Annotated in this window: 18 protein-coding genes and 1 pseudogene; 7 read left to right on the forward strand and 12 right to left on the reverse strand. The window is 74.9% G+C overall.

Features of this window, described 5'->3' with window-relative positions; translation table 11 throughout:
* Positions 1–79 precede the first annotated feature (79 nt).
* On the reverse strand, positions 80–940 hold the full coding sequence (locus GA0070611_RS06075; protein WP_091658824.1) for a S1 family peptidase: 861 nt from the start codon (positions 938–940) through the stop codon (positions 80–82).
* A 187-nt stretch (positions 941–1,127) separates the two neighbouring features.
* Here GA0070611_RS06075 and GA0070611_RS06080 point away from each other — a divergent pair, with 187 nt between their 5' ends.
* The 3 genes from GA0070611_RS06080 (at position 1,128) to GA0070611_RS06090 (ending at position 5,823) form a co-directional block, all read left to right on the forward strand.
* Positions 1,128–3,944 carry an FAD-binding and (Fe-S)-binding domain-containing protein gene (locus GA0070611_RS06080; protein ID WP_231921341.1) on the forward strand — a complete coding sequence of 939 codons (2,817 nt, stop codon included), beginning with the start codon at positions 1,128–1,130 and terminating at the stop codon, positions 3,942–3,944.
* Between the two features lie 4 nt (positions 3,945–3,948).
* Positions 3,949–4,431 carry a hypothetical protein gene (locus GA0070611_RS06085; RefSeq protein WP_091658827.1) on the forward strand — a complete coding sequence of 161 codons (483 nt, stop codon included), beginning with the start codon at positions 3,949–3,951 and terminating at the stop codon, positions 4,429–4,431.
* 75 nt (positions 4,432–4,506) lie between these two features.
* Complete coding sequence (locus GA0070611_RS06090) at positions 4,507–5,823, forward strand: MFS transporter (RefSeq protein WP_091658830.1); 1,317 nt, start codon at positions 4,507–4,509, stop codon at positions 5,821–5,823.
* An 11-nt stretch (positions 5,824–5,834) separates the two neighbouring features.
* Here GA0070611_RS06090 and GA0070611_RS06095 read toward each other — a convergent pair whose 3' ends face one another.
* The gene (locus tag GA0070611_RS06095) at positions 5,835–6,068 is read right to left on the reverse strand and encodes a hypothetical protein (protein WP_197676057.1); all 234 of its coding nucleotides are present in this window, start codon (positions 6,066–6,068) and stop codon (positions 5,835–5,837) included.
* Between the two features lie 197 nt (positions 6,069–6,265).
* Between GA0070611_RS06095 and GA0070611_RS06100 the strand changes: the two are divergent.
* From GA0070611_RS06100 to GA0070611_RS06110, 3 genes and pseudogenes are all read left to right on the forward strand, one after another.
* Positions 6,266–7,116 (forward strand): annotated as a pseudogene (locus GA0070611_RS06100) (IS5 family transposase).
* A gap of 346 nt (positions 7,117–7,462) precedes the next feature.
* Complete coding sequence (locus tag GA0070611_RS06105; protein ID WP_091672553.1) at positions 7,463–7,879, forward strand: glutaredoxin domain-containing protein; 417 nt, start codon at positions 7,463–7,465, stop codon at positions 7,877–7,879.
* A gap of 46 nt (positions 7,880–7,925) precedes the next feature.
* Positions 7,926–8,375 (forward strand): nucleotidyltransferase domain-containing protein, encoded by a 450-nt coding sequence (locus tag GA0070611_RS06110; protein WP_091658833.1) that lies wholly within the window; start codon positions 7,926–7,928, stop codon positions 8,373–8,375.
* Positions 8,376–8,393: 18 nt separating this feature from the next.
* On the opposite strand, the gene GA0070611_RS06115 is transcribed toward GA0070611_RS06110, so the two are convergent.
* The 10 genes from GA0070611_RS06115 to GA0070611_RS06160 all read right to left on the reverse strand — a co-directional run bounded on the left by GA0070611_RS06115 (position 8,394) and on the right by GA0070611_RS06160 (position 18,123).
* A complete protein-coding gene (locus GA0070611_RS06115) occupies positions 8,394–9,395 on the reverse strand; it encodes a CehA/McbA family metallohydrolase (RefSeq protein WP_091658837.1) in 1,002 nt (333 codons plus the stop codon).
* Between the two features lie 66 nt (positions 9,396–9,461).
* Positions 9,462–10,076: a hypothetical protein gene (locus tag GA0070611_RS06120; protein ID WP_091658841.1), complete on the reverse strand. Its 615-nt coding sequence runs from the start codon at positions 10,074–10,076 to the stop codon at positions 9,462–9,464.
* A 10-nt stretch (positions 10,077–10,086) separates the two neighbouring features.
* Positions 10,087–10,788: an aspartate/glutamate racemase family protein gene (locus GA0070611_RS06125; protein WP_231921342.1), complete on the reverse strand. Its 702-nt coding sequence runs from the start codon at positions 10,786–10,788 to the stop codon at positions 10,087–10,089.
* Positions 10,788–12,068: an NAD(P)/FAD-dependent oxidoreductase gene (locus GA0070611_RS06130; protein WP_091658846.1), complete on the reverse strand. Its 1,281-nt coding sequence runs from the start codon at positions 12,066–12,068 to the stop codon at positions 10,788–10,790. The genes GA0070611_RS06125 and GA0070611_RS06130 overlap by 1 nt, the downstream gene beginning before the upstream one ends.
* Positions 12,069–12,076: 8 nt before the next feature.
* A complete protein-coding gene (locus GA0070611_RS06135; RefSeq protein WP_091658850.1) occupies positions 12,077–12,952 on the reverse strand; it encodes a family 3 encapsulin nanocompartment shell protein in 876 nt (291 codons plus the stop codon).
* A gap of 14 nt (positions 12,953–12,966) precedes the next feature.
* Complete coding sequence (locus GA0070611_RS06140) at positions 12,967–13,806, reverse strand: class I SAM-dependent methyltransferase (RefSeq protein WP_091658853.1); 840 nt, start codon at positions 13,804–13,806, stop codon at positions 12,967–12,969.
* A 37-nt stretch (positions 13,807–13,843) separates the two neighbouring features.
* Positions 13,844–14,674 (reverse strand): SDR family NAD(P)-dependent oxidoreductase, encoded by an 831-nt coding sequence (locus GA0070611_RS06145; RefSeq protein ID WP_091658856.1) that lies wholly within the window; start codon positions 14,672–14,674, stop codon positions 13,844–13,846.
* 4 nt (positions 14,675–14,678) lie between these two features.
* On the reverse strand, positions 14,679–15,647 hold the full coding sequence (locus GA0070611_RS06150; RefSeq protein WP_091658859.1) for a sulfotransferase: 969 nt from the start codon (positions 15,645–15,647) through the stop codon (positions 14,679–14,681).
* Entirely contained in the window at positions 15,644–16,813 is a 1,170-nt protein-coding gene (locus GA0070611_RS06155) for an MFS transporter (RefSeq protein WP_091658863.1), read from the reverse strand. Before GA0070611_RS06155 ends, GA0070611_RS06150 begins: the two co-directional genes overlap by 4 nt.
* Positions 16,810–18,123 carry a DegT/DnrJ/EryC1/StrS family aminotransferase gene (locus tag GA0070611_RS06160; protein WP_091658867.1) on the reverse strand — a complete coding sequence of 438 codons (1,314 nt, stop codon included), beginning with the start codon at positions 18,121–18,123 and terminating at the stop codon, positions 16,810–16,812. Before GA0070611_RS06160 ends, GA0070611_RS06155 begins: the two co-directional genes overlap by 4 nt.
* Before the next feature lie 410 nt (positions 18,124–18,533).
* Between GA0070611_RS06160 and GA0070611_RS06165 the strand changes: the two genes are divergently transcribed.
* A complete protein-coding gene (locus tag GA0070611_RS06165; RefSeq protein ID WP_091658873.1) occupies positions 18,534–18,914 on the forward strand; it encodes a VOC family protein in 381 nt (126 codons plus the stop codon).
* The last annotated feature ends 44 nt before the right edge of the window (positions 18,915–18,958 follow it).

The raw sequence follows: 18,958 nt of genomic DNA on the forward strand, positions 1-18,958 counted from the left end.
AGAGCCGGTGCGACGACGAAGGCCCGCACCGGTTGCGGTGCGGGCCTCCGTCGTCGGCCGGCGCTTGCCGGCCGGCGGGTCAGTAGACGGTCACGCCGTACGCGCCCGCCGCCTCCGGGACGGGCTGGTAGAAGGTGGTGCCACCGCTCCTGCAGTCACCGCTGCCGCCGGACGTGATGCCGAGGGCCTTGGTGCCGTCGTAGAGCGGGCCGCCCGAGTCGCCGGGCTCCGCGCAGACCGTCGTCTGGATCATGCCCTTGACGGTGCCGCCACCGCTGTAGCGGACCGTCACGTTCAGCGCGGTCACCGTGCCGCTGTGGGTGCCGGTGGTGGAGCCGGTGCGCTTGACCGACTCGCCGACCACCGCGTTGGCGGCGGTGTAGCCACCCGGGTGGCTCAGCGCGGTGTTGTCGTAGCGGACCAGGGCGTAGTCGTTGCCGGGGAAGCTGGAGCCGATGGTCGGGCCGATCAGCGTCTTCAGGCCCGAGTCGGTGTACCAGGTCTTGGCCACGTTGCCGCAGTGCCCGGCGGTGAGGAAGTAGTAGACCCCGCCCTTGACCGCGTTGAAGCCGAGCGAGCAGCGGTAGCCACCGCCGTAGATGGCGTTGCCGGCGGAGAGCAGCGGACGGAAGGTGCCCCGGGCCCGCTCCACCCGGATCGCGCCGGCCCGGTCGCCGGCGCTGCGGGTGACGGTGGCGAGTTCGGCGGCGGAGACGCTCTCGTCGGCGGTCACCACGACCCGGCCGGAGGCGGCGTCCACCCGCCAGGCGATGCCCCCGACACCGGAGGCGGCCACGGCGGCGTCGACGCGGGAGAGCTGGTCGGCGGTGAAGCGGGTGGGGGCGGCCGAGGCGGTGCCGGGGACGGCGAACGCGCCCGCGGCGACCAGGCCGGCGGCCGCGGCGAGCAAGGGGGTGAGACGACTACGGCGGATTCTCACGGTCTCCTCCTAGAGCGGTGAAGGCCGCCGGTTGCGTCGGCGTCCATGCCGTACCGCCGGGGTCGGGATCGGGGTTGACCTCGACGAACGCTTGACGGCGAGTATCCACCACCCTCTATGCGGCAGACAAGGGCCTGGGCCCGCCGGTCCGGGCCCAGGACTAGGCTGGCCGGCGGGGAGGTGCGTCTTGATCTTCAAGCCGACCAGGAACGCGGCCACGGCCGCGCCGTCCACGCTCACCGGGCTGGCGGAGGCCGTGCCCGGCGGGGTCCGCACCGGCGCGGCCGACCGGCTGCGCCTCGCCCACGACGCCTCCCACTACCTGCTGCACCCCCGCGCGGTCGTCACGCCGGCCGACGCCGAACAGGTGGCGGCGCTGCTGCGGCACAGCCGGGCCAGCGGTACGCCGCTGACGTTCCGCTCCGGCGGCACCAGCCTCAGCGGGCAGGCCGTCACCGACCAGCTCCTGGTCGACACCCGCCGGCACTTCCGCGACCTGGAGGTGCTCGACGACGGGCACCGGGTACGGGTCCAGCCCGGGGTGGTGCTGCGGCAGGTCAACGCGCGCCTCGCCCCGTACGGCCGCAAGCTCGGCCCCGACCCGGCCAGCGAGTCCGCCTGCACCATCGGCGGGGTGGTCGCCAACAACTCCAGCGGCATGACCTGCGGCACCGAGCACAACACCTACCGCACCCTGGAGTCGGTGCTGCTGGTGCTGCCCAGCGGCACCGTGCTCGACACCGGCGCGCCGGACGCCGACGAGCGGCTGCGGGCCACCGAGCCCGAGCTGCACGCCGGGCTGCTGCGGCTGCGCGACCGGATCCGCGCCGACCCCGACTCGGTACGCCGGATCCGCGCCCAGTACGCCATGAAGAACACCATGGGGTACGGGGTGAACGCGTTCCTCGACCACGACCGCCCCGCCGACCTGCTGACCCGCCTCGTGGTGGGCAGCGAGGGCACCCTCGCCTTCGTCGCGGCGGCCACCTTCCGCACCGTACCCGTGCACCGGCACGCCGCCACCGGCCTGCTCGTCTTCGACACCCTGGGCGCGGCGATGGCCGCGATGCCGGCCCTGGTCGCCGCCGGGCCGGCCGCGATCGAGCTGCTCGACGCCGCGGCCCTGACCGTCGCGACGGCCGACCCGAAGGCGGACGCCACGCTGCGCGGCCTCGCGGTCCGGGAGCACGCCGCGCTGCTGGTGGAGTGGCAGGAGTCCGACCCGCAGGCGCTCGCCGACCGGGTGGCGCAGGCCCGGCCGGTGCTGGCCGGGCTGCCGCTGACCACCCCGGCCCGGCTCACAGGCGACGCGCCCGCCCGCGCCGCCCTCTGGCACATCCGCAAGGGCTTGTACGCGGCCGTCGCCGGGGCCCGCCCCTCCGGCACCACCGCGCTGCTCGAGGACGTCGCGGTGCCGGTGGCGGCGCTGGCCGACACCTGCGCCGCCCTCGGCGACCTCTTCGCCCGGCACCGCTACGAGCAGAGCGTCATCTTCGGCCACGCCAAGGACGGCAACCTGCACTTCATGCTCAACGAGCGGTTCGCCGACGGGGCGGCCCCGACCCGCTACGTCGACTTCACCGAGGAGATGGTCGACCTGGTCCTCGGGCACGGCGGAACGCTCAAGGCCGAACACGGCACCGGCCGGGTGATGGCCCCGTACGTGCGCCGCCAGTTCGGCGACGAGCTCTACGCCGTGATGCGCGAGCTGAAGACGCTCTGCGACCCCGACGGCGTGCTCAACCCGGGAGTGCTGCTCAGCGACGACCCGGACGTGCACGTGCGGCACCTGAAGACCGTGCCGACCGTGGAGGAGGAGGTGGACCGCTGCGTCGAGTGCGGCTACTGCGAACCGGTCTGCCCCAGCCGCGACCTGACCACCACGCCCCGGCAGCGGATCGTGCTGCGCCGCGAGATCGCCGCCGCCCGCGCCGCCGGTGACCGGGCGCTGGCCCGCGAACTCGAGGACGCGTACGACTACGACGCGGTGCAGACCTGCGCGGTCGACGGCATGTGCGCCACCGCCTGCCCGGTCCTGATCAACACCGGCGACCTGGTGAAACGGCTGCGGGCCGAGGAGAACGGCACGGCCGGACAGGCCGGCTGGCGGGGTGCCGCGCGCCGCTGGGGCACCGTCACCCGGGGCCTGGCCCGGGGCCTCGACCTGGCCGGCGCGGTGCCGCCCGCCCTGCCGGAGGCGGCGAGCCGGGCCGCCCGGGCGGTGCTCGGCGCGGAGCGGGTCCCGCAGTGGCGGCGTGACCTGCCCGGCGGTGGCGCGGTGCGGCGCCCGCACCCGGTCGACGAGCCGGATGCGGTCTTCGTCCCGTCCTGCCTCGGCACCCTCTTCGCGCCCGCGCCGGGCGGTCCGGGCGTCGCCGCCGCGCTGCTCACCCTCGCCGAGCGGGCCGGGGTGCGGCTGCTCGTGCCCGACGGCGTGGCGAGCATGTGCTGCGGCACGCCGTGGTCCTCGAAGGGGCTCACCGCCGGCTACCGCGACGTCCGCGACCGGGTGCCGCCGGCGTTGCGCGCGGCCAGCCGCGACGGTGCGCTGCCCGTGGTCAGCGACGCCGCCTCCTGCACCGAAGGCTTCGCCAAGCTGGTCGCCGAGGCCGGTGACCTGCGCGTCGTCGACGCCGTCGCGTTCACCGCCGAGGTGCTGCTGCCCCGGCTGACCGTCCGGCGCCGGCTCGGCTCGCTGGCCCTGCACCCGACCTGCTCGTCGACCCGGCTGGGGCTCGACGAGGCGCTGCTCACCGTGGCCCGGGCGGTCGCCGACGAGGTGGTGGTGCCCGACGGCTGGCAGTGCTGCGGCTTCGCCGGGGACCGGGGCCTGCTGCACCCGGAACTGACCGCCGCCGCCACCCGCGCCGAGGCCGCCGCGGTCACTGGCCGGCCCTTCGACGGGTACGCCTCGGTGAACCGCACCTGCGAGATCGGGATGGCCCGGGCGACCGGCCAGCCCTACCGTCACCTGCTGGAACTCCTGGCCGACGCCACCGGATGAGCCGATGTCCGGCGAGCTGAGCGCCCTGGCGGAGCTGGCCGCGCTGCGGGCGGAGCTGGACGAACGGGAGCTGACCCTGATCGACCGCGCCCGCCAGCGGGGCAGCACCTGGGCCCAGATCGCCGGCGCGCTCGGCCTGGCCAGCCGGCAGGCGGCCGAGCAGCGTCGGCACCGCCTCGACGCCGCCGCGCGGGCCCGGCGGCTCGACGCCGACCGCCGGTACGCGCCGCCGCTGGCCCGGCTCCGGCTGGCCGTGACCGAGCTGCACCGGTGGATCGTCGACGACCGACGGTGGGAGTCGCGGTTCCCGCGTGCCGCCCTGGTCCGGGGCACCCTCGCCGCCGCGCTCGACGCGCCGGCCGGGGCACTGCACGCCCTTGCCGCGCACGCCGCCGCGGACCTGGCCGAACTCGACCCGACCCGGCTGCCGCCCGCCGTCCGGGCCGCCGTACCGGCGCTGCACCGGGCCCTGTCAACGGCGCGTTGACAGGGCCGCCCACCCCTTGCCCCGGCATCGCTCAACTTCGGACCATGGGTGCTCCGACGCGCACCCGGGGGAACCATGCGACGCAACGCGGTCCTGTTCGTCGCCATCTCACTGCTCTCCGGCTTCGGCAGCACGACGATGGCGCTGGCCGTCAGCATCTGGCTGCTGGACCTCACCGGCTCCAGCAGCCGGGCCGCGCTGGCCGGTCTCTGCGTCTACGCGCCCACCCTGGCCGGCCCCTGGCTCGGCGGGATCCTCGACCGGCTGCCCCGGCGACCCGTCGTCGTCGCGGTGAACCTCGGCCTCGCCGCCGCGCTGCTCTGCCTGCTGGCCGTCCGGACCGCCGCCGACGCCTGGCTGCTCTTCGCCGTCTCGCTCTGCTACGGCCTGAGCTACGTGCTGATCGACGCGGGCGAGTCGGCGCTGCTGCCCCGCGCCCTGGGCGCCGGTCGGCTCGCCGACGTCAACGGCTGGCGCTCCAGCGCCCAGGAGGGCGCGAAACTGGTGGCCCCGCTGGTCGGCGCCGGTCTCTACGCCTGGCGCGGCGGACACCTGGTGGCGCTGGTCAGCGCCGCCCTGCCCGTCCTGGTGGCGCTGCTCTATCTCACCGTACGCCTGACCGACCCGCCGCCCGCGCCATCCGCTCCCGTATCGGACGGTGCTCCCGACATCGCGCCGGGCGACGCTGCCGCCACCGTCGGGGCCGCTCCTGACGGCGTGCCGGGCACCGCTTGCACCGCACTACCGACCGGACGGGACCGTGGCCTGCGGGCCGGCCTGCGGGTGCTGCGCCGCGACCCGGTGCTGCGCCGCAGCGTCGGGCTGGCCGCCGTGGTGATCGCCCTGTCCGGCTTCACCACCGCGCCCCTGTTCCAGGTCGTGACGGTCGACCTGCGCCTGCCGTCGACCTTCCTCGGGGTGCTGGCGAGCGCCCAGGGCGCCGGTTCCCTGGTGGCCGGGGTCGTGGTCGGTCGGCTCATCACCCGGCACGGGCCGGTGCCCGTGGCGGTGGGCGGCGCGGTGCTCTTCGCCGTCAGCTGTCTCCTGCGCTGCGCGCCGTGGTGGCCGGTGACCGTGGCGGCCGGCGTGCTCGCCGGCATCGGGCTACCCGTCGCCCTCGTCGCGGCCGTCACCACCGTGCAGACCCGCACCCCCGAGCCACTGCTCGGCCGGGTGGCCGCGACGGCCAACACCGCGATGTTCGGCCCGGTCGCGGCGGCCATTCCACTCGGCTCGGTCGCCGTGCACCTGGGTGGCCGGCCGCCGTTCGTCGTCGCGGCCGTCGTCAGCCTCGTCGCGGCCGCCGTGGCCGTTCGTCGTCGTGGCTGCCCGCTGCCCGGCGCGGAGCCCGTCCTGACCGCGTCCGGCGTCCGGCGTCCCGTGAGGAGGTGACCGACGGCGGCTCAGCTCCAGGGTTCGGCGTTCAGGTACTCCCCGGACATCCTCGCGGCGGCCGCGCAGAGGTCCTCACCGAAGAGTTGGTTGCCGCCGGTCGCGCTGCCCCAGGTCTCGTCGGCGAGCCGAGCGACGACCCGGTAGGAGCAGTCCTCCACCACCCGCCAGTGCCGGATCTGCCGCGCCATCTCCGCGGTGACGAGGAGATCCCACACCTGCAGCGGGCCGGTGTCAGCGGTCATGCCGGTGAGCGTACCCACCCACCACGCCGCCGCGCCCTGCCGCATCCCGTCGCTCTCTGCCACGCTGAGTCCCCACCGTGCGGCATTGTGGACGGTTACCCAAGGTGGCTGACATCCAACCGGCCCTGAACCTTGAACCGCCCAGCAAGCCGCTAGGCAGTGTCTTCAAAGGATCTCGGTGTCGGATGATGTAGGGCGTGGGTCGTCGCTACGAGTTGTCTGACGTCGAGTGGGAAGCGCTGTCGAGGTATCTGCCGTCGGCGGTGACGGGTGGTCGGCCTCGGGTCGATGACCGGCGGATGCTCAACGGGATCGTGTGGAAGATCCGGGCCGGTGCGGCGTGGCGTGATGTGCCGGCCCGGTACGGGTCCTGGCAGTCGATCTACACCCGTTTCCGCAGGTGGGCCCTCGATGGCACGTTCGAGCGGATGCTCGCCGGGGTCCAGGCCGACGCGGATGCGGCAGGGGATATCGACTGGCTGGTATCGGTCGACTCGACCATCGTGCGGGCCCACCAGCACGCCGCCGGCGCTAAAGGGGGCGCCGGGAATCGGACGAACCACAAGATCACGCCCTCGGTCGATCTCGAGGTGGACTGACCACCAAGATTCACCTCGCCTGCGACGGCCTGGGCCGGACCCTTGCGTTCGTGCTCTCCGGCGGCAACGTCAACGACTGCACCCGTTTCACCCAGGTCCTCGCCGGCATCCGTGTCGAGCGTTCGGGTCCCGGCCGGCCCCGCGTCCGTCCGGACCACGTCATCGCCGACAAGGGCTACAGCTCCAAGGCCATCCGCGCCGACCTACGCCGGCGAGGCATCGGGCACACGATCCCGGAGCGCGCCGACCAGCAGGCAAACCGCCGCAGGCGAGGCAGCCGCGGTGGCCGGCCACCGGTGTTCGACAAGCAGATCTACAAGCGGCGCAACGTCGTCGAACGCTGCTTCAACCGGCTCAAGCAGTGCCGCAGCGTCGCCACCCGCTATGACAAGACCGCGACGTCTTATCAGGCCACCGTCACCATCGCCGCGCTACTCCAATGGTTGTGAACCTTTGAAGACACGGCCTAGAGCGGTCATTTCTGACCGCCAGCCGCCGGCGAATCACCTGTCGCTTTCTCCCTTTGCTCTGCTTACCTGCACGCAACAGTCACGCACCGTACGTGTTGCGTCTGGGTAAGCAGAGCAAAGGCGCGCGAGGGAGCATCCGCGGACCACCGACCTCTGTGACCGATGGTCACCGAGGTGCGGGTACGTGAGACGGATCGCGTGCGCCGAGGCGGAGGCGACCGGGGTGCACCGTGGTGACCGGGCCGGCCGGCACCGCCGCCCGGCCGCCCGACCGACCGGGCCCGGCGGGCCTCCGCGGTGGCGCCTGCTGACTAAGATCCAGTGCATGCTGCGCAGGTGGTGGTTCGCGGGTCTGCTGCTGGCGTGCGCGGTGCTTGCGGCGGTCACCCAGGGCGACCGGCGGCTCGCCGTCGCCGAGGCGGTGGTCTTCGGTGGCCTGGCGCTCCTGCTCTCCCCGTTGCCCTTCCCCCGGTCCGTACCGGCCGCGCAGGCGGCGGAGCAGAGCAGACGCGACGGGCGACCGATCATCTACTGGCGGCCGGGCTGCCGGTACTGCCTGCGGTTGCGTCGCCGGCTGGGGCGGCGGGCGCGGCACGCCCACTGGGTCGACATCTGGCGTGATCCGGCCGGCGCGGCGGCGGTCCGGGCGGTGACCGGCGGCGACGAGACCGTCCCGACGGTCGTCGTCGGCGGCGAGGCCAAGGTGAACCCGCCGGCGGACTGGGTGCTCGGGCGGCTGTGACCGCTGGGGGCCACGCGGCGGGCGCGGGCCGTGCCAGACTCGGGCGATGGTGACCGAGGAACGGGCCCGGGAGGCCGCACTCGCCGTCGACATCGTGACCGGGTGGGCGGCCGGGCGTGCCGACGTACCGGGGGTGGTGGTCGTCGGCTCCTGGGCACGCGGGGCCGCCCGGATGGACTCCGACGTCGACATCGTGGTCCTCACCGACAACCCTGGGTACGCGGAGCCGGAGGTCTGGACCGGTCTGCTCGGCGGTGACCTCAGCCGGACGGCGCGCTGGGGGCCGCTGCGCGAGATCCGGGTGCGCCGCCCCTCCGGCTTCGAGATCGAGCTGGGCGTGGTGCCGCTGAGCTGGGCGGGCACCGACCCGGTCGACCCGGGCACCCACCGGGTGATCAGTGACGGACACCGCGTCGTGCACGATCCGGCGGGGCTGCTGGCGGCGCTGGCGGCGGCCTGCGGGGCGGCGGACGGGAGCACGCGTCACCCGGCGTGATCGGTCGCCACGCTCCGGTCAGCCCAGCACGATCGGGTTCGTCAGGGCGGCCATCTGCCCCGACGGGTGCCGCACCTCGACCCGGACGAAGTCCACCTCGGCCGCGGTGGTCCGCCACCGCACCTCCCCGGAGCCGTCCGGGGACAGCGTCTCCCGGTGCGCGGTGCCCCGGTCGGTGTGCAGGCTGACCGCCCCGGACGGCACGCCGCGTACCGCCACGTACACCTCGGCGGGCCCGCCGGCGGTGTCCAGTCGGTCGCCGATCTGCGCGGTGGCCGCGCCCGCCGTCGCCGTGACCGTCAGGTCCACGGCGGCGGAACCGGCGATCCAGCTCCGCCCGGCCCGGATGCCGTCGAGCAGCGCCGCCACGCTCAGCTCGTCCGCCCGCACCACCGTGTGCGGTACGCCGAGCTGGCCGGCCAGGTGGGCGTCGCTGTTGCCCATCGCGGGCCGCCACCGTCCGGTGTGCAGGTCGGCGGCGAGCCCGCGCCCCCACTCGGCCAGGGCCGCCTCGTTGTCGGCGTTCCACGGCAGGTCGGAGGCCCACTGCCCGTTCCACACCTCGACCACGTCGAAGCCCTGGTAGGGGTACATGAACCGGCCCGACGGGTACGGCGCGTGCGGGTGCGCCGCCACGCAGAGGCCGCCCGCGCGCTGCACCTGCTCGCGGTGACGGTCCACCACGCCGTCGCGGACCCGGTAGCGCCAGTCGACCACCTGCTCCGGCGGCAGGCCGAGGGCCAGCCAGTGGCCGGTGCCGGTGGTCACCTCCTCGCCCAGGATCACCAGCAGGTCGTCCCCGGCGGGGTCGGTCCAGGCGGCGTGCGCGTGCGCGTCGTTGTGTTCGGTGGTCGCCACGAAGTGCAGCCCGGCCCGGCGGGCCTCGGCGGCGAGCTGTGCCGGCGTCAGCTCGCCGTCGGAGTGCACGGAGTGGACGTGGCAGTCGCCCCGGTACCAGCCGGGGCCGCGCCCGGGCAGTCGGGTTGGCGGGAGCTGCGGGACAATTTCGGGCTGTGCCATCCGCCGAGGCTAGTCAGCGTCACCCCGTCTCGCTGCCCCGGTCGGGCCCGGGCGGGCGGGAACAGCTCAGCCGGGCGGCGGCGTACGCAGGTCGCGGATCGGTGGCCGGCCGTGCGCGGCCAGCGGGCCGCACGCCGGTTCGTGCAGGTCCTGCGGGTCGATGTGCCGGGCGATGGCCGCCCCCGGCGGGAAGTACGTCGGGTCGAGCGTGAACGACAGCCGGGTGCCGGTGCCGGTCCCGCCGGTGTACCGCTGCGGCGGGTGGGCCGGCCGGAGCCGGGTGAGCTCCTGCCGGAACCCCACCCCGTCGCGCCACACCTGCACCACCGTCCGGGCGCTCAGGACCGCCGCCGCTGCGGCGAGCCAGCGCTGCGGCCCGAGCAGCGAGCCGAAGTACCCCGGGGCGGGCGGCCCCGACGCGGGCCCGGCGGCGACCTGGTCGTCCTCGACGACGAAGACGAGGTCGGCGTGCACCTCGGCGTGGGCCTGCGGCACGTGGGGTGCGGCGACGGCGGCGGCGGGGTGCAGGGCGTGCCCGAGCACCGCCACCAGGATCCGGGTGGGCAGCCGGGGATCCGCCGGGCCCAGTCCGAAGTACATGCCGGGCCGGTGCCGAACGGCCTCGTCGAAGGGCAGCACCCGGATCTGCTCGGAGCCGTACCCGTGGCTGACCTCGCTCATGGCGACGAGGCTACCGCCGCGCGGCCGGCGGGAACGGTCGTCGGGTGAGGGCGGCGTGCGCCATCCGGGTGAGCGTGACGATGTCGAAGACGGGCAGGCCGAGCCGCTGCTGGATCCGGTACGCGAACGGCACCAGGTCGGTGCACTCGATCACCAGCGCGCGCAACCCGGGGTGGTCGCGGGCGAGCGCGTCGACCCGGGCGTCGACCTCGGCGGCGAGCCGGTCCACGTCGAGGGTGTCCCGGCGGCCCTCCAGCATCACCTCGCGGAACTCGGGTTGCCCGGCCATCCCGGTGAGCGCGACCGGGACGTCCTGCGCGCCGACCGCGGCGAGGTGCCGGGGGGTGAGCGCCGCCTCGTCGGCCACCAGCAGGCCGACCGGGCCGCCGACCATGCGGTGCACCATCGGCAGCTGGATCAGGCTGGACGACCAGAGCGGCACCGGGACGGCGGCGGCCAGCTCGGCCTGGAAGAGCACCAGGAAACCGCACGCGCCGGTGATCCCGGCGACCCCGGCGGCGGCCAGCTCGCGGGCGGCGGTGACGAACGGCTCCAGCAGGGTGGGGTCGGCCTCGCGGACGAGACGCCGCGGGGTGGCCCCCTCGACCACCCGGTAGCGCACCGGGAAGTCGAAGGTGGCCGGGTTGCGGATGTGTCCGGGGATCTTGTCGAAGGTCGTCTCCAGGCAGAGCACGCCGATGGTGGGGTCCATCAGAGACCGACCCGGAAGCGGTCGGGCGCGAAGGTCTCCAGGGGCATGTCGGGGTCCTTCCCGGTGACGAGTTGGGCGAGCAGGCGCCCGCCGGCGGGGGCGAGGCCCATCCCGATGTGGCCGTGCCCGGTCGCCACGCTGACGTTGCGGTACGCGCCGAGCCGCCCGATCAGCGGCAGGCTGTCCGGGGTGCACGGCCGCAGTCCGGTCCAGACGTCCAGCCGCCGGTCGGTGTCCAGCCCCGGCAGGTACGTCCGGGCGGTACGCAGGATCCCGTCGACCCGCCGCGCCGAGACCGAGGCGTCCAGCCCGGACAGTTCCAGGGTGCCGCCGATCCGGATCTGGTCGCCCATCGGCAGCACCGCCACCTTTCCCTCGCTGAGCAGCATCGGCAGGGTCGGGCTGCCCGGCCCGGCGGGGACGGTGACCGTGTAGCCCTTGGCCGGTTGCAGGGGCAGACCGACGCCGAGCGCCCGGGCGAGCCCGGTCGACCAGACACCGGCGGCGATCACCACCTCGGCGGGCCGCAGCTCGCCCCCGCCGGTGCGGACCGCGCGGAGCTGCCGGTCGACGACCTCGAAGTCGCGTACGTCGACGCCGCCGAGCACCTCGACGCCCCGCTGCCGCAGCGCGTCGGCGAGGCCGACCAGGAAGGCGGGCACCCGCAGCGCGGCGCCCTCCTCGTTGAGCAGCGCCCCGGCCAGGTCGAACTCGACGCCTGGTTCGAGCCGGGCCAGCTCGTCCAGGCCCAGCTCGCGCAGCGGCACCCCGTGGGCGACCGCCGTGTCGACGGTGCGCCGGGCCGCCGCGTACCCCTCGGGGGTGTGGCAGGCCAGCACCATGCCGCGGGCGGTGAGGGTGCCGGCCAGCTCGCCCTCGGCGCAGACCTCGCGCAGCACGGCGAGGCTGCGCTGCTTGAGGGCGAGCAGCACCTCGAAGCCGGCGCGGGCGTGCCGTTCGGTGCAGTGCCGCCGGAAGTGCCACAGCCAGCTCAGCAGCTCCCCGTCGAGGCGGGGGGTGACGTGGAACGGACTCTCGGGGTTCAGCAGCCAGCGCAGCCCTCGGGCCGGTACGCCGGGCTCCGCCAGCGGCGCGGAGCCCTGGGTGCCGACGAAGCCGGTGTTGCCGGCGGAGCAGGCCGCCGGGTCGCCGACCTCGTGCCGGTCGACGACGGTGACGGTGTGCCCGGCCTCGCGCAGGAACCAGGCGCAGAACAGGCCGACGACGCCCGCGCCGATGACCAGGACGTCGGGGTCGTGCCGCGTGGGCGTCGTCGCCATCGCCGGCCTCAGAGGGTGACGACGAAGAAGCAGGTCGGCAGGTTCACCACGACCCGCTCCCAGATCTCCGCCGCCAGCGCCACCCCGGATTCGGCGAAGGTGCCCGGCGGCGGTTCGGCGAACCGGATCGTGGAGCGGCCGGCGTCGAAGAGCAGGGCGCCGTGGCCGAAGTCGCCGACGACGGCGGTGCCCGGATCGACCAGTCGGGTCCGCACGATGAAGACGCCGTTCTCCTCCACGTCGCGCATCAGGGTGCCCGCGCCGAGCAGCCGGTAGTAGTCGGCCGGGTTGATGATCAGGCCGTCGGCGGTGCTGCCCATCTGCTCCACCTCGTTGCAGGCGGCCAGGATGGTGGAGCCGAACGGACCCGGGTCGGTGAGCCGGCCGAGTTGCGGCATGTGCAGCAGCCCGCCCTCGCCGCGCAGGATGGTGTGGTTCTCGGCGGTGGCCAGGCGGACCACGAGGCGGTAGTCGATGAACTGCGCGAAGCTGACCGGGTCGTCCCAGAGGGCGTCCGGCACCTGGACCCACGCGGTGGTGGTGAGCAGCGGCGGGATGGGGGAGCGGTGGAAGTGGTTGGCCGCCTCGCGGCGCAGGTCGGCGCCGTCGACCCGGGGGTCGCCGGGGCGCGGCGGGCTCTCGTGCCAGTAGTGCTCCTGCGGTTCGCGCGACAGGTCCACCACCTTGAGCATGTTGCGCGACGGGTAGCGGGGCTTGCGCCGGGAACTGGTCAGCGAGTCGGTGATGGTGACGTCGTAGTCGACGCGGGTGTCGAAGCCGTCCCTGGCGAACGCCTCGACGAAGCGCCCGCCGGGTGACATCTGCGTCCGGCGGTCGGCGACGACCTCGGCGATGGTCCGTTTGATCTGGTCGGTGCGGGCCATTGTCGTTCCCCTTCTCAGGCCGGCTTGCGGGCGATGACCATGCCCCAGCCGAACTCGCCCCGGTCGATCGCGGCCTGGATCTCGTCGCAGGAGTCGGCGAAGCCGAGGATCCAGGTCCGGGCGGCCTCGTCGGCGGTGCCGGCGGCCCGCTCCCGGGCGGTGTGCCCCAGCACCCGGTACGTCTGCCGGATGTGCGCGTCCAGGCTGCGCGCGTCGACGTCGACGAAGCCGGCGGCGGTCAGCGCGTCGGCGTAGCCGTCGAGGGAGTAGCCGCCGTTCCACCGGACCCGGTCGTAGACGTGCCGGCGGGCGGCCGCGCCGATCTCGGCCCTCGGTTGCAGGAAGTCGGAGATCGTCAGCACCCCGCCGGGGGCGAGCACCCGGAACATCTCGGCGTGGCTGCGGGGCTTCTCCGGGACCAGGAAGAGCGCGTCCTGGCTGACCACGTGGCTGAAGCTGCCGTCGGCGTACGGCAGGGCGGTGGCCGAGCCGTGCCGGAAGGTGATGTCCGCCGTGGGCGCGCGCTCGGCGCGCCGGGACTCGGCGAAGCGGATCCGTTCGATGCTGAGGTCCAGGCCCTCGCCCCGGCACCCGGTCCGCTCGGCCAGGCGGAGCAGGAAGTTGCCGCACCCGCAGCCGACGTCGAGCACTCTCGACGTGGCGTCGATGCCGGCGTCGGCGGCGAGGATGTCGGAGGTCCGGTCGGCCGCCGCCGGGTAGTCGGTGTCCGCCTCGTCGGCGAAGTAGCCGGTGTGCAGCACGCCCTCGCTGTCCCAGAAGCTGAGGTACGTCTGCGTCGTCCGGTCGAAGAACTCCGAGACGTCCCGTTCGGTGAACTGGCTGGTGGTGGACATCGGTGCACTCCTTCGTGCGGCGGGTGGGGGCGGTGGGTCAGGCGTAGGTGTCGCGGCGGACGCCGGTGAGGTGCGGCAGGTCGGGGCCGGTGGCGGCGGCCCCGCCGTCGATCAGGTGCACGCCGGCGGTGACGTAGGAGGCCCGCTCGCCGGCCAGGAACGCGGCCACGGCGGCCACCTCGTCGGGGCGGGCCAGCCGGCCCAGCGCGCTGTGGTGCCCCATCGCGGCGAGCCGCTCCCCGACGTCGCCGTCCGCGCCGGCCAGCCGCGCCGCGGCCCGTTCCATCGGCGGGGTACGCACCCCGCCGGGGGCGAGCACGTTGACCGTCACGCCGTCGCGGCCCACGTCGACGGCGAGGCCCTGGGCGAAGCGGACCAGCGCGGCCCGGGTCACCCCGGACAGCGCGAGCGGCCCGATCGGCACGCAGGCGGTCTCCGAGGCGACCAGCAGCACCCGGCCCCACCCGGCCGCCCGCATCCGGGCCACCGCGGCCAGCGACACGGTGACGGCGGGCAGCAGCACCCGGTCGACGGCGGCCCGGTAGTCGTCGGGGCCGAACATGGTGGCGGTGCCGATCGGTGGGCTGCCCCCGCTGACCAGCAGCACGTGCACGCCGCCGAGGTCGGCGGCGACCCGCTCGACCCAGCGGGCCCCCGCGTCACCGTCGGCGAGGTCGACCCGGCTGGCGTGCACCAGGCCGGTGGCGACGGCCGACAGCTCGCGTTCGGCGGCGGCGAGCCGGTCCGGGTCGCGTCCGCAGACGGCCACGTGCGCGCCCTCGGCGGCGAACTCCCGCGCGCAGGCCAACCCGATCCCGCTGGTGCCGCCGGCGACGAGCGCCACCCGTCCGGTGAGTCCCAGGTCCACGGTGCTACCTCCCGGTGCCGGCGCGGCTGGTCGCGTCCGGTGTGTCGGCGGATGTCGCCGCGTGGCCCGTCCGGTAGCCGTACCGGGCGGCCAGCGGCCAGGCGAGGGTGGTCACGGCGAGCCGCTGCCGGCGGGTCAGCGTGCTCCGCCACCCGTCGTCGAGGTCCCGGATGAGGGTCGGGCCGGTGCGGAACCGGTCCGGGTTGCCGGTCACCGTGTGGTTGCCGCGCAGCTCGACGCCGCGTCCGCGCACCGGGTTGCCGGCCGGGTCGACGCCGACCAGGCGCAGCAGGGCGTCGACGGTGCCGGCCGGGTCGGCGGTGAAGTCCTCGTAGCGCAGGAACATCGAGCGCTGCGGGTGCCGGCGGTTGATCGCCGCCGAGGCCCGGTTGAACCCGTTCCAGTACGCGGTGCTGCGCGCCGCCGACATCGCGTAGACGTACTCCTTCGGCTCCCGCCACGAGTGCGCCACCGCCCGGGGATCGCGGACCAGGTGCAGCCAGTACGGCGTCACGCCGGGCACGTGCGGCAGCAGCGCCGCCTCGCCGGGGATCTTCGTGCTGTCCACGATCACCCGCGCGCCGGTGCGCGCGGCGACGGCCCGGTAGACCGCGCCCATCAGCTCGGCGTGGGCGCGCACCTGCCCGTCGTACGCGCCCCGGCGCAGCACCCGCCAGGTGTGCCGGGTCCGCAGCCGGCCGCGTTGCCGGGCGATCACCGCCGCCGCGTGCGCGTCCGGGGTGGTCCCGTCGGGGCGGCCGATGGGCAGGACCGTCGACCAGAGCGGGCAGTCGGTCAGCCGCTCGCCGCAGCCGCACCGGTCGTTGACGCCGCGTCCGGTGGCGTTGCGCCACAGGAAGTGCAGCTCGCCGACGTGCACCACGCCGGGCACCTCGCCGAGGACGTTGCCGATGATGGTGCTGCCGTTGCGGCACCAGCCGGTGACGCTGAGCACGGTGAGGGATCCGTTCATGCCGTGCGTACCTCCGTCGGCGTCGGGGCCGCCACCGGGCGGCCGATGCGCAGCGCCATCGCCGCGGCCACCGCGGCGCACGCCGCCCCGACGGCGAACACCGCCGGATAGCCGAGACCGGCCGCGACCAGGCCGGTGACCGGACCCCACACCGCCAGGCCCAGGTCCCAGAACGAGGTGTACGCCCCGATCGCCGCCCCCTGCCGCTCCGGTGCGGCGCGGTCGAGCACCATCAGCGCCAGCGACGGGTGCAGCAGGGAGAACCCGACGCCCATCAGCACGCTGCCGGCCACCGCGACGGCCAGGTTCGGGGCGACGGCGACGACCAGCAGCCCGGCGGCCTCGCCGACCCCGCACCAGGCGGCCACCCGCCGGGGTCCGAGCCGGTCGGGCAGGTGGCCGATGACCAGGCGGGTGCCGGCGTACACGGCGCTGAAGCAGCTCAGCACCACCACCCCGTGCCCGATGCCCCGGGCGTCGAGGTGCAGCACCACGAACGCGGCCAGGCCGGCGTATCCGGCGGCGCCGAAGGTCAGCGCGATCCCGGGTAGTAGCGCGGGGCGCAGCAGTAGCGCGCCGCCACGGCCCGCCGGGGCGCCGCGCCGGGGCGCGGGCACCAGCGCGACGAGCCCGGCGGCCAGCGCGGGCGCGGCGGCGCTGAGCGCCCACACCGCCGGGTAGCCGGCCTGCTGCACGGTCGCGCCGAGGAAGGTGCCGGCGGAGATCCCGCCCCACATGCTCACCCCGTACAGGCCGATGAGCTGGCCGCGCCGCTGGTGCGGGGCGAGCTGCACGATCCACACCGCGCCGGCGGTGAACAGCGCCGCCTCGCCGGCGCCCAGCAGCAGCCGCACGGCCAGCAGCGCGGGCACGCCCAGCGGCGCGAGGTAGAGCAGGCCGCCGGCGGCCAGCACGAGCGCGCCGGTCAGCATCACCGTGCGGTGGCCGTACCGGTCGGCGAGGTGCCCGGCGACCGGGCGGACCAGCAGCGCGGTCACCGCGGTGGCGGTGACCAGCGCCCCGACGGTGAGGTCACCGGCGTGGTGGCGCTCGCGCAGGAAGCCGGGCAGCACCGGGATGACCGCGGTGAGGCCGAGGTAGCCGGCGAAGAGCCCGCCGAGCAGGCCGGCCAGCGGCAGCCGGGGCAGCGGCGCGGTGTCGGTCACGGCCGGACCTGCGCGGTGTCGCGGGCGGCGGCCACCTTGCGCACCGCGTGGACCAGTTCGTCGCAGTCGTCCGGGGTGAGGTTGGACGACAGCGGCACGTCAACGGTCTCGGTGAGCAGTCGCGCGGTGCGCGGCAGCATGGCCCGGATCTGCCCGGGGTCGGCGGTGTCGTAGAGGAATCGCCAGTTCCAGAACGCCCGCACGTTGAGGTCGTCGTCCGCGCCGATGTTGCGCGCGTCGATCCCCTCGGCGCGCAGCGCCCGGGCGAACCACCCGGCGTCGCCGCCGGGCACCCGGAACACGAACGCCTCCCCGAGGTACGCCCCGGGCGCGACCGGGCGGCGCACCGCGATGCCGGGCAGCCCGGCCAGCGCGGCGGCGACGTGGGCGTAGTTGCGGTGGAACAGCGCGAGCCGCTGCGGCAGCCGGGTCAGCTCGGCGCGCAGCAGCGCGGCCCGGATCTCGTCCATCCGCAGGCTCAGCAGGGGCAGGTCGAGTCCGGTCAGCGGCGGCTCGCCGTGCGGGAAGTGCCGGCGCAGCCGCCCCTCGTACGCCCCGGACAGGGCGACCGCCCGGGCGAACAGGGTGCTGTCGTCGGTGACCAGGAAGCCGCCCTCGCCGCAGTTGAGCGCCTTGTCGGACTGGGTGCTGAACGCCCCGGCGGCGCCGAAGGTGCCGAGCTTGCGGCCGTGCAGCTCGGCGCCGAGCGCGGGTACGGCGTCCTCGATCAGCGGCACGCCCTGCTCGGCGGCGAACGCGGCGAGCGCCTCGACGTCGGCGGCGAAGCCGCGCATGTGGACGACCACGACGGCGCGGATGTCGGGGCGCCAGCGCCGGCGCAGGTCGTCGAGGTCCATGCGCAGGTCGTCGTCGACCTCGACCAGGAACGGCCGGCAGCCGGCCAGCACAATGGCGCTCGGGGTGGCGACGAAAGTGAATCCGGGACAGGCCACCAATGAGCCGGGCGGCACCCCGGAACCCATCACGGCCAACGCGAGGGCGGCGGTGCCGCTGGAAACGGCGAGGGCGTGGCGGGTGCCGAAATAACGGCACAACTCGTCCTCGAACCGGCCACATTCGGTTTCGTTCTCCGCCCGGTGGTCGTACCGGAAATAAAGGTGGCTGCGGATGGCCCGGACGGCCGCGTCCTCGTCGTCGGGATGGATGAACACGGCACCCTTGTCGTACGTCGGCCAGGGCGCGTGGCGGACCGGCCGTCCGCCGTGCAGGGCGAGCTGTCTGTCCAGCTCGGACCCGGTTGACACCGGCTTCGGCCGGGTCGGCGTGGGAGCGTCGTTGTTCCCGTTCACCGGCGGACTCCTCGGGGCGACGGCGGCGAATCCTATTCGCTCGATAGGAATTCCGGGAACGTGCGCAGGGCTGTTCGCCCGGCGGTCGCGGGTCCCGGCGCGATCCGGTCGAGGAGGGAAAGCCACCAGATCCGACAGGGGTGGTGCCGCAGATCCAGTGACCAACATGATTGTCTTTCGTGCTCCGCGCGTCAACTATCCATTTACCGACATCGACATCCGGGCGAGTTGTCCTTCCGCCCGGTCGCGGACCGTGACCGAGGCGAAAGGGGAATTGTCGCCCATCCATGTAACCCCGCCCTCGCCACGCTGCCCCGACCCGCCGGCCCACCGGACCGCCCCGACCACGCAGGGTGGCCGGCACGCCGGCAGGCCGTGCCGACGACCGCCTGCGCGGATACCCTGGTCCCGTGCACCGGTCCCGGCTCTACGCGCTGATCGTCGACGCGCCCCGCGCCACGGCCGGCGCGGCCGCCGACTTCTGGTCCGCGGCGCTGGGCGCGCCGACCCACGTCGAACCCACCGAACCGCAGTTCACCGACCTGCTCGACGTGGTGCCGGGGCTGGTGACCGCGGTGCAGGCGGTGGACGACGCACCCCGCTACCACCTCGACATCGAGACCGACGACGTGGAGGCCGAGGTGGACCGGCTGGTCACGCTCGGCGCGACCCCGGTCTCCCGCTGGCAGGGCTGCCAGGTGCTGCGCGCCCCCGGCGGGCATCTGCTCTGCGTCATCCCGGTCGCCAGTGATCCGGACCTCTTCGCCGCGACCGCCCGCCGCTGGGAGTGACCGGCCGGGCCGGCTGGGGCATGATCATGGCGGCAGGTGTGGTC

Source organism: Micromonospora auratinigra (assembly GCF_900089595.1).
Classification (GTDB): domain Bacteria; phylum Actinomycetota; class Actinomycetes; order Mycobacteriales; family Micromonosporaceae; genus Micromonospora; species Micromonospora auratinigra.

Bases quoted from the DNA above. Each gene is read 5' to 3' on its own strand.
- GA0070611_RS06125 (WP_231921342.1), bottom strand. From the start codon at position 10,788: ATGGACCCCACCATCGGCGTGCTCTGCCTGGAGACGACCTTCGACAAG.
- GA0070611_RS06110 (WP_091658833.1), top strand. From the start codon at position 7,926: ATGGTGACCGAGGAACGGGCCCGGGAGGCCGCACTCGCCGTCGACATC.
- GA0070611_RS06115 (WP_091658837.1), bottom strand. From the start codon at position 9,395: ATGGCACAGCCCGAAATTGTCCCGCAGCTCCCGCCAACCCGACTGCCC.
- GA0070611_RS06140 (WP_091658853.1), bottom strand. From the start codon at position 13,806: ATGTCCACCACCAGCCAGTTCACCGAACGGGACGTCTCGGAGTTCTTC.
- GA0070611_RS06090 (WP_091658830.1), top strand. From the start codon at position 4,507: ATGCGACGCAACGCGGTCCTGTTCGTCGCCATCTCACTGCTCTCCGGC.
- GA0070611_RS06135 (WP_091658850.1), bottom strand. From the start codon at position 12,952: ATGGCCCGCACCGACCAGATCAAACGGACCATCGCCGAGGTCGTCGCC.
- GA0070611_RS06130 (WP_091658846.1), bottom strand. From the start codon at position 12,068: ATGGCGACGACGCCCACGCGGCACGACCCCGACGTCCTGGTCATCGGC.
- GA0070611_RS06120 (WP_091658841.1), bottom strand. From the start codon at position 10,076: ATGAGCGAGGTCAGCCACGGGTACGGCTCCGAGCAGATCCGGGTGCTG.
- GA0070611_RS06095 (WP_197676057.1), bottom strand. From the start codon at position 6,068: ATGACCGCTGACACCGGCCCGCTGCAGGTGTGGGATCTCCTCGTCACC.
- GA0070611_RS06085 (WP_091658827.1), top strand. From the start codon at position 3,949: ATGTCCGGCGAGCTGAGCGCCCTGGCGGAGCTGGCCGCGCTGCGGGCG.
- GA0070611_RS06105 (WP_091672553.1), top strand. From the start codon at position 7,463: ATGCTGCGCAGGTGGTGGTTCGCGGGTCTGCTGCTGGCGTGCGCGGTG.
- GA0070611_RS06150 (WP_091658859.1), bottom strand. From the start codon at position 15,647: ATGAACGGATCCCTCACCGTGCTCAGCGTCACCGGCTGGTGCCGCAAC.